This window comes from Pseudobutyrivibrio xylanivorans DSM 14809 (assembly GCF_900141825.1).
Classification (GTDB): Bacteria; Bacillota; Clostridia; order Lachnospirales; family Lachnospiraceae; genus Pseudobutyrivibrio; species Pseudobutyrivibrio xylanivorans.
In genome coordinates, this window is record NZ_FQYQ01000030.1 from 18,256 (window position 1) to 30,981 (window position 12,726).

At 40.2% G+C, this 12,726-nt stretch carries 13 protein-coding genes and 1 pseudogene; all 14 read left to right on the forward strand.

The features are described 5' to 3' along the window. The 14 genes and pseudogenes from BUA88_RS14310 to BUA88_RS14365 all read left to right on the forward strand — a co-directional run bounded on the left by BUA88_RS14310 (position 1) and on the right by BUA88_RS14365 (position 12,163). Complete coding sequence (locus BUA88_RS14310) at positions 1–477, forward strand: hypothetical protein (RefSeq protein ID WP_072919185.1); 477 nt, start codon at positions 1–3, stop codon at positions 475–477. A 72-nt stretch (positions 478–549) separates the two neighbouring features. Next, complete coding sequence (locus BUA88_RS14315) at positions 550–2,928, forward strand: glycoside hydrolase family 2 TIM barrel-domain containing protein (RefSeq protein WP_083572548.1); 2,379 nt, start codon at positions 550–552, stop codon at positions 2,926–2,928. 87 nt (positions 2,929–3,015) lie between these two features. Beyond that, a complete protein-coding gene (locus BUA88_RS14320; protein ID WP_072919187.1) occupies positions 3,016–3,648 on the forward strand; it encodes a DUF1836 domain-containing protein in 633 nt (210 codons plus the stop codon). An 86-nt stretch (positions 3,649–3,734) separates the two neighbouring features. Then, positions 3,735–6,071 carry an ATP-dependent helicase gene (locus BUA88_RS14325; RefSeq protein WP_072919189.1) on the forward strand — a complete coding sequence of 779 codons (2,337 nt, stop codon included), beginning with the start codon at positions 3,735–3,737 and terminating at the stop codon, positions 6,069–6,071. Between the two features lie 9 nt (positions 6,072–6,080). Then, complete coding sequence (gene rlmD / locus BUA88_RS14330) at positions 6,081–7,472, forward strand: 23S rRNA (uracil(1939)-C(5))-methyltransferase RlmD (RefSeq protein WP_072919192.1); 1,392 nt, start codon at positions 6,081–6,083, stop codon at positions 7,470–7,472. Between the two features lie 14 nt (positions 7,473–7,486). Continuing rightward, entirely contained in the window at positions 7,487–7,918 is a 432-nt protein-coding gene (locus tag BUA88_RS14335; RefSeq protein ID WP_072919195.1) for an SWIM zinc finger family protein, read from the forward strand. A gap of 153 nt (positions 7,919–8,071) precedes the next feature. Next, the gene (locus BUA88_RS14340) at positions 8,072–8,419 is read left to right on the forward strand and encodes a helix-turn-helix domain-containing protein (protein ID WP_072919198.1); all 348 of its coding nucleotides are present in this window, start codon (positions 8,072–8,074) and stop codon (positions 8,417–8,419) included. Between the two features lie 106 nt (positions 8,420–8,525). Continuing rightward, positions 8,526–8,690: pseudogene (locus tag BUA88_RS16745) on the forward strand (KilA-N domain-containing protein); the annotation flags it as partial. Between the two features lie 78 nt (positions 8,691–8,768). After that, on the forward strand, positions 8,769–8,897 hold the full coding sequence (locus tag BUA88_RS16775; protein ID WP_408633813.1) for a DUF6608 family protein: 129 nt from the start codon (positions 8,769–8,771) through the stop codon (positions 8,895–8,897). Next, a complete protein-coding gene (locus BUA88_RS16780) occupies positions 8,863–9,000 on the forward strand; it encodes a DUF6608 family protein (protein WP_408633814.1) in 138 nt (45 codons plus the stop codon). The genes BUA88_RS16775 and BUA88_RS16780 overlap by 35 nt, the downstream gene beginning before the upstream one ends. Before the next feature lie 23 nt (positions 9,001–9,023). Then, positions 9,024–9,533, forward strand: a complete 510-nt coding sequence (locus BUA88_RS14350) for an LURP-one-related/scramblase family protein (RefSeq protein WP_072919200.1) — start codon at positions 9,024–9,026, stop codon at positions 9,531–9,533. Positions 9,534–9,819: 286 nt separating this feature from the next. Continuing rightward, a complete protein-coding gene (gene rsgA, locus BUA88_RS14355) occupies positions 9,820–10,812 on the forward strand; it encodes a ribosome small subunit-dependent GTPase A (protein ID WP_159430905.1) in 993 nt (330 codons plus the stop codon). Positions 10,813–10,854: 42 nt separating this feature from the next. Then, the gene (locus tag BUA88_RS14360) at positions 10,855–11,763 is read left to right on the forward strand and encodes a DUF2268 domain-containing putative Zn-dependent protease (RefSeq protein ID WP_072919203.1); all 909 of its coding nucleotides are present in this window, start codon (positions 10,855–10,857) and stop codon (positions 11,761–11,763) included. A gap of 13 nt (positions 11,764–11,776) precedes the next feature. Then, the gene (locus BUA88_RS14365) at positions 11,777–12,163 is read left to right on the forward strand and encodes a hypothetical protein (protein ID WP_072919204.1); all 387 of its coding nucleotides are present in this window, start codon (positions 11,777–11,779) and stop codon (positions 12,161–12,163) included. The last annotated feature ends 563 nt before the right edge of the window (positions 12,164–12,726 follow it).

Here is a 12,726-nt window from a genome sequence, read left to right on the forward strand (position 1 = left end):
ATGAATTCTATCAAAAAAATAACACCTGGAATCATCTTAACTGTCATCACCTTACTTTTAAGTGTGATTTCAATAATCGTATATAATACAAACATTGCTGGGGAAGGTTATTTCCATAATGCAGCAGTTTCAAATGCAGTAAAATTCAATGTGTTAGGAATCGTTGTTCTTGCAGTTGCAATTGTACTTGCACTTGTACCTGTAGAAGGTGTACTCGCCAAGGTGCTCACAATCCTTTCAGATGTGTGCCGAATTGTTGCACCAGCGCTTTTTATAGCAGCTGTACTTGCTATCGTAACAGCAAGAGTTGAGGGATTCGCATTTATCTACTTCTCAAATGTAGAGGTTCTTCAGGAAGTGCAGACTCCAGCAAATATTTCATCAGCACATGGAGCGATTGCAAACATTGTTTTCCTTGCAATCACAGCAGTTGTGGGAATTGTATCAGCGTTCTTTAGTACGAGAAAAGAAGCATAAAAAGAGACATAAATTTTAAAGAAGCCTGGAGACGCGTATGTGTTTCCAGGCTTTTTAGGAAAGAGAAGAATTATGATTAAAAAATGCTTAAATGACAATTGGTTAGTTTATGAAACTGGAAAAAGAGATAACGCAATAAAAGTTGATGTGCCTTATGATGCAATGCTCTTGGATGAAAAGTCAGAAGATAGCGTAACTGGCGTTAATCTGGGATGGATTGTTCCAAAGGATTACACTTATGAGAAGAGCCTTTTTGTGCCGATAGAGTGGAAAGAAAAGGTGAATATAATCTATTTCGAGAGTGTGTATCATAAAGCTTCGGTTTTTGTAAATGGAAGGAAGGCTGCATTTCAGGATTACGGTTACAGCGGATTTTATGTTGATGTGACAGAGCTTTTAAAATACGGAGAAGACAATGAGATTCGTGTGGAAGCAATTAACTCTGACCAGCCAAACAGCCGTTGGTATTCCGGCACAGGTATTTATCGACCAGTCTGGCTATACCAGTTGCCACAGGAGCATATTAAAATCAATGGAATTAAGATTGATACAGTAGCTATTTCACCTGCAAGGATTAGTGTGAGAGTATCTACAACTGGAGCAGGGAATGTGGCTGTAGCTATACCCGAGCTTGCTGTAACAGGTGTGGCAATTGCTGATGCATACGGTCATGCTACTCTGGAACTGGAGTGCAAGGATGCCATTCTTTGGTCGCCGGAAAATCCAAAGCTTTATGATATCAAGGTTTCATTTGGTGAGGATGAGTGGACAGAGCGAATCGGTATCAGGACTATCGAATACAATGAGAAGGTTGGCTTCGCAATAAATGGTAAGCGAGTGATTCTTAGAGGAGCCTGCATACATCACGATAATGGATTACTTGGTGCAGCTGCGCATGATTTTGCAGAATATCGCAAGGTCCGTCTCATGAAAGAAAATGGTTATAACGCCATCAGAAGTGCTCATAATCCATGTTCAGAAGCAATGCTTAGAGCCTGCGATGAAATGGGTGTACTGATGATGGATGAGTACGTGGATTGCTGGTATATTCACAAAACCAAGAATGATTATGCTGGCAAAGTGGAAGAGAACTACAAGACTGACTTAAAGGCTTTGGTGGACAAGGACTACAATCATCCAAGTGTAATAATGTATTCTACAGGAAATGAGGTAGCTGAGACTTCGCAGGAACGTGGAATCAAGTTTACTGGAGAGATGACTAATTATCTTCACAGTCTTGACAACTCTCGTCCAGTTTCTTGTGGTGTTAATATATTCTTCAATTTCCTTTTCTCGATGGGATTTGGAGTATATTCTGATAAGAAAGCTGAGGCAGAGGTTAAGAATTCATCTAAGAAAAAGGCTGTGGGAAGTGAGTTCTTCAACAATCTTGCAGGGCTTCTCGGAGCAGATTTTATGAAGTTTGGCGCCACACTTTATCCATGCGACCTTAAAACTAAAGGTGCTTTTGCTAACATGGATTTTGCTGGCTATAACTATGGTATCAACAGATATAAAAAGGATTTAAAGAAGTATCCTAAGCGTTTGATTTTAGGTAGTGAGACATTTTGCTCGGACGCTTATAAATTCTATGAGATTGCAAAGAAAGAGCCTAGAATTATAGGTGATTTTGTTTGGGCTGGAATGGATTATCTGGGTGAAACAGGTGTAGGTGCAATGGAATACAGTGATTATGCACCGGATTTTAATCACGGAATTGGTTGGGTTTCAGCTGGTTCAGGCAGGGTGGATTTAACAGGGAAGTCTCTTTCTGAGGCAGATTATACTATGGTTGCGTTTGAGCAAAAGGATATTGCAATTGGTGTAATACCAGTTAAATATGCTAAGAAAAAACATTCTCCATCAGCTTGGAAAATGACTAATGCAATGCAATCGTGGACCTGGCATGGCTGCGAGGGTATGGATACAACCGTTGAAGTTTATTCAAGAGATGAGGAGATAGAGCTTCTTTTGAACGGCAAGAGTCTTGGACGAAAAAAGAGAAAAGATGATTGCAGAGTAAAGTTTGATGTGAAGTATGAACCAGGAGAATTGATGGCTATCGCTTATGATGCATCAGGCAATGAGTCTCATAGAACATCACTTGTGACAGCACAGTCAGATACAATCCTTGTGGCGGAGCCAGAGCAAAAAGAAATCTCCGCAGATAATGGACTTGCCTATATTAGACTTAGATTCTGCGATAAGGATGGTATACTCAATCCTTTGGCGAGAGAAGAAATAGAGGTTGAGGTTGAAGGCGGTAAGCTTTTGGGCCTTGGAAGTGGGTGCCCGTTTTATACCAAAAGTTATCTGTCAGACACCTGCGACACATATTTTGGCGAGGCACTTGCTATCGTAAAACCTGAAGAAAGAGGCGAAATTAGGCTAAAAGCATTCGTGGCTGGAAAGAGTGAACTCTCTGCCGAAGCGAAGGTAAATGTTATTTGATTTGGCTTTTAATAATATGATAATGATGATAATATGTAAGATGTAGTTCTCGTAACTACATCTTATTTTTTGTATAAGGGGAAACGTATGGATAATTCTAGAAAACGACTTAACGAAATTCTTCATCAGCTGGCTGAGATAGACTATGTTCATCCTGCTGATATTCCAAATATTGATTTATATATGGATCAGGTGCTGACATTTTTGGATCAGGAGCTAGGAACAGTTCGTGAGGCCACAGAAGACAAGGCAATGACTAAGACTATGATAAACAATTATACCAAGAATCAGCTTATGCCACCTCCTGAGAAAAAGAAATATTCCAGAGAGCACATGCTGAATCTGATCTTCATATATTACTTCAAAAATTTCTTAGGATTGAAGGATATCAAAAGTATTTTGGATCCAATCAACGACAAGTATTATGGGGACAGTGAAGGTCTGTCGTTCTTTGATATTTATAGCGACATGGTAGGCTACGAGCGCAAGGTTGCCAAGGAAGTTACAAAGGACATTATCAAGAAGTACAACATGAGTCGTGAAGCCTTTATTGATCAAGATGAGGAAAGCAAGGATGTACTTCAGGATTTCACCTTCATTTGCCTGCTTTCATTTGATGTATTTGTTAAGAAAATGATGATTGAACAGTATATTTCCAATCGTCGTGAAGATGAGGAAAAGGCAGACAATAGTTCCAAAGAAAAACCAAAAGAAAAGTGATTATTAGGTAGAAGCAAATATGTTTCTATGTTAGAATTGTAGAACAAAGTTTCGAAAATAATCATAAATGTAAGGATAGTTTTGTTATGAATTTAGATTTTTTGAATGACAAGCAGCGAGAGGGTGTAGTCACAACCGAAGGACCTGTGCTTATTTTGGCGGGTGCTGGTTCCGGAAAGACAAGAGTGCTCACACACCGCGTTGCTTATTTAATAGAGCAGGGAGTTATGCCTTACAACATCATGGCCATCACCTTTACTAATAAGGCTGCCAGAGAGATGAGGGAGCGTATAGATAATATCGTAGGCTTCGGCTCAGATGGTGTTTGGGTAGCTACCTTTCATGCCAGCTGTGTTCGTATTCTCCGCCGTTTCTGCGAGAATCTTGGACAGGGCTACAGCAGCAATTTTACTATTTACGATACAGACGATTGCAAGACCCTTATGAAAGAGGTTTGCAAATATCTTCAGATAGATACAAAGCAGTTTAAGGAGCGCACATTTTTAAATGTTATTTCCGATGCTAAGAATAAATTGATTGGTCCAGAAGAATTTACTAATCGTGCCATGGGAGATTTTAATATGTCCCGTCAGGCTACTGTTTACCGTGAGTATCAGGCTCGTCTTCGCCAGAATAATGCATTCGATTTTGATGATTTGATTATGAAGACTGTAGAGCTCCTTCGTTTAGATGGAGACGTTCGTGCTTACTATAATGATAAGTTCAAATACATCATGGTAGACGAGTATCAGGATACCAATGCGGCTCAGTTTGAGCTTGTTCGTCTACTCACAGGTGGTGCGCAGAATCTTTGCGTTGTAGGTGATGACGATCAGTCTATCTACAAGTTCCGTGGTGCGGATATTTATAATATTTTGAATTTTGAGCAGCACTTCCCTGCAGCTCACGTTATTAAGCTGGAACAGAATTATCGTTCTACTGGTAACATTTTGGAGGCGGCTAATTCAGTTATTGCTAATAACGAGGGACGTAAGGAAAAGGCCCTTTGGACAGAGGCTGAGGATGGAGATAAAATCCAGTTCCAGCAGTTTGACAGTGCTTATGAAGAGGCTAGCTTTATAGCTAGTAATATTGGAGCCTTGGTTCGTAAAGGCGAAGCAGATTATAAGGATTGCGCAGTGCTTTATCGTACCAATGCACAGTCACGTCTTATAGAAGAAAAAATGATTTATGAGGGCATCCCTTATAAGATTGTAGGCGGTGTTAATTTCTATAGCCGTAAGGAAATCAAGGACGTTCTTGCATATTTAAAGACTGTTGATAATGGCAGTGACGATATTGCTGTTCAGCGTATTATCAATATTCCAAAGCGTGGAATTGGTGCTACCACTATCACTAAGGTTTCTGATTTTGCCAGAGAACGAGGCCTGAATTTCTATGAGGCATTGCTTCATTGCGAAGAGGTGCCATCTATTGGAAAGGCAGCTACAAAGATTCAGGGCTTTACCAGTCTGATTGAAAAGCTTCGTCAGATTGCTCAGGAAGAATCCGTTTCAGCTCTTGTGGAGGAGATTTTGGATCAGACAGATTATGTGGCAGAGCTGAAAGCTGAAGGTACAGATGAGGCAAAGGCTCGTATCGAAAATATCGATGAGCTCCTTACTAAGGCTGTTGCCTATGAGAAGGATGCAAGAGATGATGGAGAGGAGCCTACACTTTCAGGATTCTTAGAGGATGTAGCGCTTGTTGCAGATATAGACAGCTACGAGGAAAGCGACAATTACGTTGTGCTCATGACACTCCATGGTGCAAAGGGATTGGAGTTCCCTCGTGTATATATGGCCGGCATGGAGGACGGATTGTTCCCAGGCCAGGCAGCTATTTTTGATGGTGGCGGAGCAGATTCAGAGCTTGAGGAAGAGCGACGTCTGGCATATGTAGGTATCACCCGTGCCAGAGAGCATCTGACTATGACTGCAGCACGCATGAGAATGGTTCGAGGCGAGACTGCATTCCATAAGATTTCCCGCTTCGTAAAGGAGATTCCAGAGGAGCTTGTGAAGGGCAATCTTTGGGAACCCAAGCCAATGGATGATTATAGCAGCACACCTATTGGAGAGTACTCTGTTTATCAGAAGCCATCAGGTTTTGGAAAGCCATTTGCAGCTTCTACAAGCTACGGTACAGCAGGCTCTACAGCCGGCACAGGTAAGGGCAGCTACAGCGCCAGCAGATATTCTGTAGGCAGCTCTACAACAGCAGTTGCTAATAAGAATGGCACTAAGATTGAGAAGAGTGAATTGGATTATGGTATCGGCGACCGCGTCAGCCATATCAAATTTAAAGAAGGAACAGTTAAAGATATCATCGACGAGGGCCGAGATTACGAGGTTACAGTAGAGTTCGATGGTGTCGGTGTGAAGAAGATGTTCGCATCTTTCGCGAAACTTAAAAAGTTATAAGAGGTATTTATGAAACGTGGAGAAATCGTACAGGGTAAAGTTATAAAAGTAAATTTCCCCAACAAGGGCATTGTGGAGACAGCTGAGGGAGACCGCCTTCGTGTAAAGGGTGTTCTTCCAGGTCAGACTGTGTCTGTTCGTGTGAAGAAATCTTCCAAGGAAAAGGCACAGGGCAATCTGCTTTCAGTGGATGAGCCATCAGCACTTGAGATGGCAGAGCCAGCATGTGTTCACTATGGCAAGTGTGGTGGCTGTACATACCAGTCTCTTCCATATGAGGAGCAGCTTAAGATTAAAGAGGGGATGATTCATGACCTTATGGCTCCTGTAATTGGTGAGGATGTTTGGAATGCCACATACGAAGGCATTAAGGCCAGCCCAAAGCAGTTTGAATATAGAAATAAAATGGAGTTCTCTTTTGGCGATGAGGTGAAGGATGGTCCTCTTACTCTTGGTATGCACAAGAAGGGCAGCTTCTATGATGTTGTTACAGTAGATGGTTGTAAGATTATCGATGCAGATATGCGCCGAGTTCTTACTATAACATTGGATTATTTTGCTCATTCAAAGCAGCCATATTATCGCAAGAATACACATGAGGGTTATCTTCGTCATCTCCTTGTTCGCAAGGCTGCAAAGACGGGTGAGATTCTTGTTGATTTGGTTACAAGTACACAGATTTCATCTATCTATGAGATAGCTCTTTTAGAAGGATGGAAGCAGGCACTTATTAATTGTCCTGATTGGGAAGGAAAGCTTACAGGAATCCTTCATACAAAGAATGATAGAGAAGCAGATGTTGTCTGCGATGAGGGTACAGAAATCCTCTATGGTCAGGATTGGTTCAAGGAGGAGATTTTAGGACTTTCTTTTACAATCACTCCATTCTCATTCTTCCAGACTAATTCACTTGGTGCCGAGGTGCTCTACAGCACAGCACGTGATTTCATTGCGTCTGGTGCAGACGGAGCAGAGGTTTATGACCTTTATTCAGGCACAGGTACTATCGCTCAGGTTATCGCACCTGCAGCTAAGCACGTTACTGGTGTAGAAATTATCGCAGAGGCAGTAGAGGCAGCAAAGGATAATGCCAAGCTCAACGGACTTGAGAATTGCGATTTCATCGCAGGTGATGTACTTAAGGTTCTCGATGATATCACTGAGAAGCCAGATTATATCATCCTTGATCCACCACGTGATGGTATCCATCCAAAGGCTCTCGATAAGATTATCGATTACGGTGTAGATTCACTTGTCTACATTTCTTGCAAGCCAACCAGCCTTGCCCGCGATTTGGAGGTGTTCCTCGCTCGCGGCTACAAGGTAACACGTCTTGCCGGCGTGGACATGTTCCCAGGAACATATCATTGTGAATCGATTTGTGCATTGACTAGAAAATAATTGGGGATTATTGTATGGGATTAGTAGAATTGGCTAGTGATAAATCCCTTTGGCGGGGTGTTGATTATTGCGAAAACAAGAAAGTAGTTTCATTGAAAAAAGAAGGTTTTGCAGGATATCAAGGACGGGTTTCAGGAAGTGATAATAAAGTTTATGATGTTCATATTGATAAAGAGCATCCAAGAAAATCCACATGTACATGTCCATTTGCAGCTGGTAGAAGAGTGATATGTAAGCATATGATTGCTGTATATTTTACTGCAGAACCTCAAGCTAAAGAAGATTTTTTAGTAGAGGTAGAGCAATGGGAAGCTGAGGAAGAACAAAGAGAGCTGGAACATTATAAAGATTTGGAGAAATATGTAAAAAGCTTGTCTAAGTCAGAACTGCAGGTACAATTGCTGGATGCTTTAATTAACTTGGAAGAAAGCCGAAATTATTGGTAGAACTGTAATTACACAATGAAATAGGAAAAACTTTTGAGGTCACAATTTGTGACCTCTATTTTTTAAATCTTTTTTAAGTGTTCAAATATGAATACTTATGATAATATATACGTGATGACGAATTTGTACAATTCGGAAAGGCGGATAGTTACAATGACAATTACAGAAAGAATTTTTTTTCTTATAAAAGAACGTGGGTTAAGCCAAAATGCGTTTGGCAAGGCAGCTGGTATTGCTCCTAGCACTATAAGTGATTGGAAGACAAAAGGTCATACACCTTCAGCTGATAAGATTATGGATATATGTAGAGTGTTAGAGGTAACACCTGAAGCTCTTCTTACTGGGAAAGGAATAGATGAAGATGAGGTTAAAGAGGCTAAGGTGGATTATAAAGGGAAACAGCTTTTAATGGAATATGAAGGCTTAAATGAGGATGCCCAAAAGAGGTTGCTGACGTATGCTAAGAAGCTGGGGGAGCTGACGAAACTAGAAGATTTATAGTTTTAACCGTGTGCATTTACATACGGTTTAGATACATTAGGATTTTGTATTTTAAACTTATCGATTTCGATAAGTTTAAAAACTTAAAAGATAGGAGAGATAAACATGGGAAAGTCTTCATAATCCGGATTTTAAACCCGTCGAATTCGACGGGTTTAGAAGCGAGGCAGGTCTGCACGCATTTACAATGTCGCCAACAAAGTGGATAGAAAGCGTTAATGCTATTGGCATTGTTTCAAAGGCTGGTCGATATGGTGGGACATATGCGCATTTTATATTACTTGGTTTCAATGCAAGTCTCAGTTATACTTGAACTAGTATATAATTGAATTTAGGGGGAATTTACAACATGAAAAAAGTATGGAACAGCTGGCTTAGGGAAAGTGTCTTTATCTACTGTGTGATTTACACAGTGGGCACCATTGTAAATAGCATTTTTTACTGTGTGGGTATCTCAGTTTATAGAGCCGCTTGCTAAGAGTGCTTACCATGATATTTTTGTTAATTATACAGGTCTATTTCTCATAGTGGCCATCATAGCTATTGTGGGTGGGAAGATTAAGCAGGTGAAGCAAAAATAGATTACTAGTTGGAGGGTTAAGACATGAGAAAACTGTACATGAAACAGAAGGTATTCTCCATTGTTGATAGATTCACAGTAAAGAATGAGGCAGAAGAGGACTGCTATCAGGTAGAGGGCGATTTTGTACTTATTCGAGGAAAGCGACTCCATATCAGGGATATGATGGGGAATGAAGTAGCCCTCGTCAAGCAGAAGCTCATTGTGTTACTGCCACAGTTTTTGGTGTTTGTTAATGGGCAGCAGGTGGCTGTAGTTAACAAAAAGTTTACATTACTTAAGCCTAAGTATGTCGTAGATGGTCTTGGCTGGGAAGTAAGTGGCAATTTCTTTGAGCACGATTACACTATTTCAGATGCTAAAGGTGAGATAGTTAGAATCCATAAAGCGTGGATTTCCTGGGGCGACAGCTACGAACTAGAAATCAGAGATGATGCAGATGAGGCGCTTGTGCTTGCAGTAGTCTTGGCTATAGATTGTGTGATTTCTACGGATAGAGCAAGGAGTACCTTTGAAGCAAGCACAGAGCACTAGACACTATTTGACCAAAACAAAATAATTGTTGCCTTTTTGAATTGTATGTGCAATAATCTAAAAGTACTATAAAAATCTAAAAGAAAGCGAGGTAAATTTAATGCGTGTCATGAAGACAGAGATTGTAACTGAATATCGTATGAAGACCTCGGTTCCTAGATTTTAATTTATTAATATGACTTTCAACCGTGGCATTTTGTCACGGTTTTCTTTTGCCTTTTTTCAGGCATTTTCCATACAGGTCTCCATGCGTATTTGTATTTTGAAAATAACAGGAGACAAAGAAATGAATAATTTAAATACTAACGAAAAGATTACTAACAATGAAATGCTCGGACGAATTTCTGAGGTTCAGAAGAACAGCTTTAGAATTAAGTTTCAGGGGCAAGATATACCTGCCAAACTTAAAGGATTATTCTATGAGGAAAGCGCTGATAAGTTGCCAGTAGTAGGAGATTATGTAAGATTTGACTACAATCCTTCGGGAGATTCCATGATAAAGTCAGTACAGGAAAGAAAGAGCATTTTGCAGCGACCAGATCAGGCAAAAACTGGTGTCATGCAGTACATGGTTGCAAATGTAGATTATGTATTCATAGTCACATCTTTGAATGACGATTACAGTTACAACAGAATAGCAAGGTATGTCAGCATGGTTCTTCAGGGCGGCGCCACTCCTATAGTGATTCTTACGAAGTCTGACCTTTGCAACAACGTGGGACGTTACATTCGTGAGGTGGAAACAATTGCAGAAGATGTGCGAGTTCATGCTATATCAGCCATATATGACATTGGCATGGATGAGCTGGAAGAATACCTTCAGCCAGGCAAAACAATCTGCCTGATGGGTTCTTCCGGAGCAGGAAAATCAACACTTCTCAATGCTATTACAGGGGAAGAAATTATGAAGACTTCTGCTATCAGAGAATCTGATGATACGGGTCGACACACTACAACACACAGACAGTTAATTGAGCTAGAAAATGGAGTTTCTATTATCGACACTCCTGGAATGCGTGAGCTTGGAATGGCAATGGTAGAGGATGGAATTGACAGCACTTTCTCAGATATTATCGAGCTTGAAAGCAGATGTAAATTCAGCAACTGCAGACATGATACAGAGCCTGGTTGTGCTATAAAGGCTGCTATAGAAAATGGAGAACTATCGCTGGAAAGATTCCAGCTTTATCAAAATCTTGGTCAGGAAAATACAAAAAATTATGCCAAGAAAAAAGAAATTTCCAAGTGGGCCAAGGCCTATAAGAAAAACAAATTTTAATACTGTAACTGATAACAATAATTACTAGAAATCGAGGACAAAATGAAAGTTAACAGAGTATACTCGCCAGACATTTATAGGAAGATTATGTTGGCAGAGCAGGACAAAAAGGATGATATTTACCGCTATGATATGATGATGCCCTTTAAGGGAAAATGGGATATTTATCACATCCCAATGACACCTAAATACCCAGGTGGTTACGACATAATAATGGCAAATAGAATGTTTGGTTTGGCATCTCCATCGGACATAGATGGAAGTTACGAAGAGCAGATAAATGATTTGGCAAATGATGATATGTGGGCTGCCTGTCAGGATTCTATCGAGAAAGCCTTAATTCGTTTTTACGATAATGGAATCGACCTGAAGACAGAAGAATATACCTTTTCAATTCTCTTGGCAGATCCAAAAAGTCCATACACAATCATGAATGATGGCTACTGTGGGGATGGCGGAATCCCAGGATTTATCATGGGTTGGCTTATACCTACCGAGGAAAATATAAAGCGACTTCCAGTGGCTCTTGCTCACGAAACCAATCACAATGTGCGCTATCAGTTTATCAAATGGACCAACGATGTAAATGTGGCCGAGATGATTGTAAGTGAAGGTTTGGCGGAAAATTATGCCACTACAATTTTTGGCAAAGAGCACCTTGGGCCATGGGTCACAAAAACAGACATGGAACTGATGCCACTTATCAAGGAAATCATCCATGATGGTCTGGAGGTGACAGGTTTTGACAACATTACCTCATATCTCTACGGTGATGAAATGGCGGAAATGCGCCAGTTTCCAAAGGTAGGATTACCATACTGTGCAGGCTATGCCACAGGATATTATCTGGTCAAATATTATCTTGAAAAGACTGGCATGCCTATAGAAAAAGCCACTATCCTTCCTGCTGACGAGATACTACGAGAAGTCCCTGAGTTTTGGGAAATGTAAAGGAGGGCAGGATTTGATTAAGAATTTGATTATCAGGGAAGAAAAAACTGAAGATTATTACAATACAGAACTTATGGCGATGCGTAGCTTTTGGAACAAGTATTATCCAGGAGCTTCAGAACATTATCTGATTCGCATTGTCAGAGAATCAGAGGATTATATTCCTGAGATTAGCCATGTAGCAGAGCTGGATGGGAAAATCGTTGGAGCGGTATTTTATACCAGAGCTTGGATTGTAGATGGAGATATCTGTCAGGTGAGATATTGGGAATTTCTCATCCCTGCAAGAATTCTATCAGACCTGTCACAGAAGCCTATAGCTGGCAGCGATGTAATATTCGAGTGGAACCACAAAGGGGAATCTAGAATTATTAAGGTATTTAAAAATTTGCTAGAATAAAATTGGAGAAGTGAATTAAAGATAAGTTTATCGCAGAGGTTTAGTCTATGGCTAAACCTCTTTTTATTTGAGCTTTGTCCATTTTATCTGCCAAGACTCCCAGTCAAGTGCAAGGCCTGCCGGCTCGGCTTCGCCGCCTCTTGACAGCGCCTCTTTTGGCAGATACTAGGCGAACAAGCTCAAAAAAAATAGGACTGTGGCAAAGCCCATTACATTTACTACCTGAGACCTACTAATTTGATAAGGTAGTAAATTTTTTTAGATATTCTACTACCTATATACAAGAAATGAACACAGGTAGTAACTTTTTACTACCTCAGGGGATATTATCAACACAGATAGTAGTTTATAAATCAAAAACTACTACCTCTATAAGCAAAATCTTTTCAGGTAGTAAAACTCCCATTTTTTCTTACTACCTATATCAATATATTTACCTTTAGATAGTAAAATTGATAATCTATCTGTATTTTTTTATATAAATAATTGTCCCAGTTCCAAATATGTAGTGTGGCTCTGCCACATCCCTATTTTCACCCCTGCTTGATTATCACATATCAGCT

Coding starts and splice junctions, on each gene's coding strand:
- rlmD (WP_072919192.1), top strand. CDS start 6,081: ATGAAACGTGGAGAAATCGTACAGGGTAAAGTTATAAAAGTAAATTTC.
- BUA88_RS14310 (WP_072919185.1), top strand. CDS start 1: ATGAATTCTATCAAAAAAATAACACCTGGAATCATCTTAACTGTCATC.
- BUA88_RS14320 (WP_072919187.1), top strand. CDS start 3,016: ATGGATAATTCTAGAAAACGACTTAACGAAATTCTTCATCAGCTGGCT.
- BUA88_RS14340 (WP_072919198.1), top strand. CDS start 8,072: ATGACAATTACAGAAAGAATTTTTTTTCTTATAAAAGAACGTGGGTTA.
- BUA88_RS14350 (WP_072919200.1), top strand. CDS start 9,024: ATGAGAAAACTGTACATGAAACAGAAGGTATTCTCCATTGTTGATAGA.
- BUA88_RS14335 (WP_072919195.1), top strand. CDS start 7,487: ATGGGATTAGTAGAATTGGCTAGTGATAAATCCCTTTGGCGGGGTGTT.
- rsgA (WP_159430905.1), top strand. CDS start 9,820: ATGAATAATTTAAATACTAACGAAAAGATTACTAACAATGAAATGCTC.
- BUA88_RS14315 (WP_083572548.1), top strand. CDS start 550: ATGATTAAAAAATGCTTAAATGACAATTGGTTAGTTTATGAAACTGGA.
- BUA88_RS16775 (WP_408633813.1), top strand. CDS start 8,769: ATGAAAAAAGTATGGAACAGCTGGCTTAGGGAAAGTGTCTTTATCTAC.
- BUA88_RS14325 (WP_072919189.1), top strand. CDS start 3,735: ATGAATTTAGATTTTTTGAATGACAAGCAGCGAGAGGGTGTAGTCACA.
- BUA88_RS14360 (WP_072919203.1), top strand. CDS start 10,855: ATGAAAGTTAACAGAGTATACTCGCCAGACATTTATAGGAAGATTATG.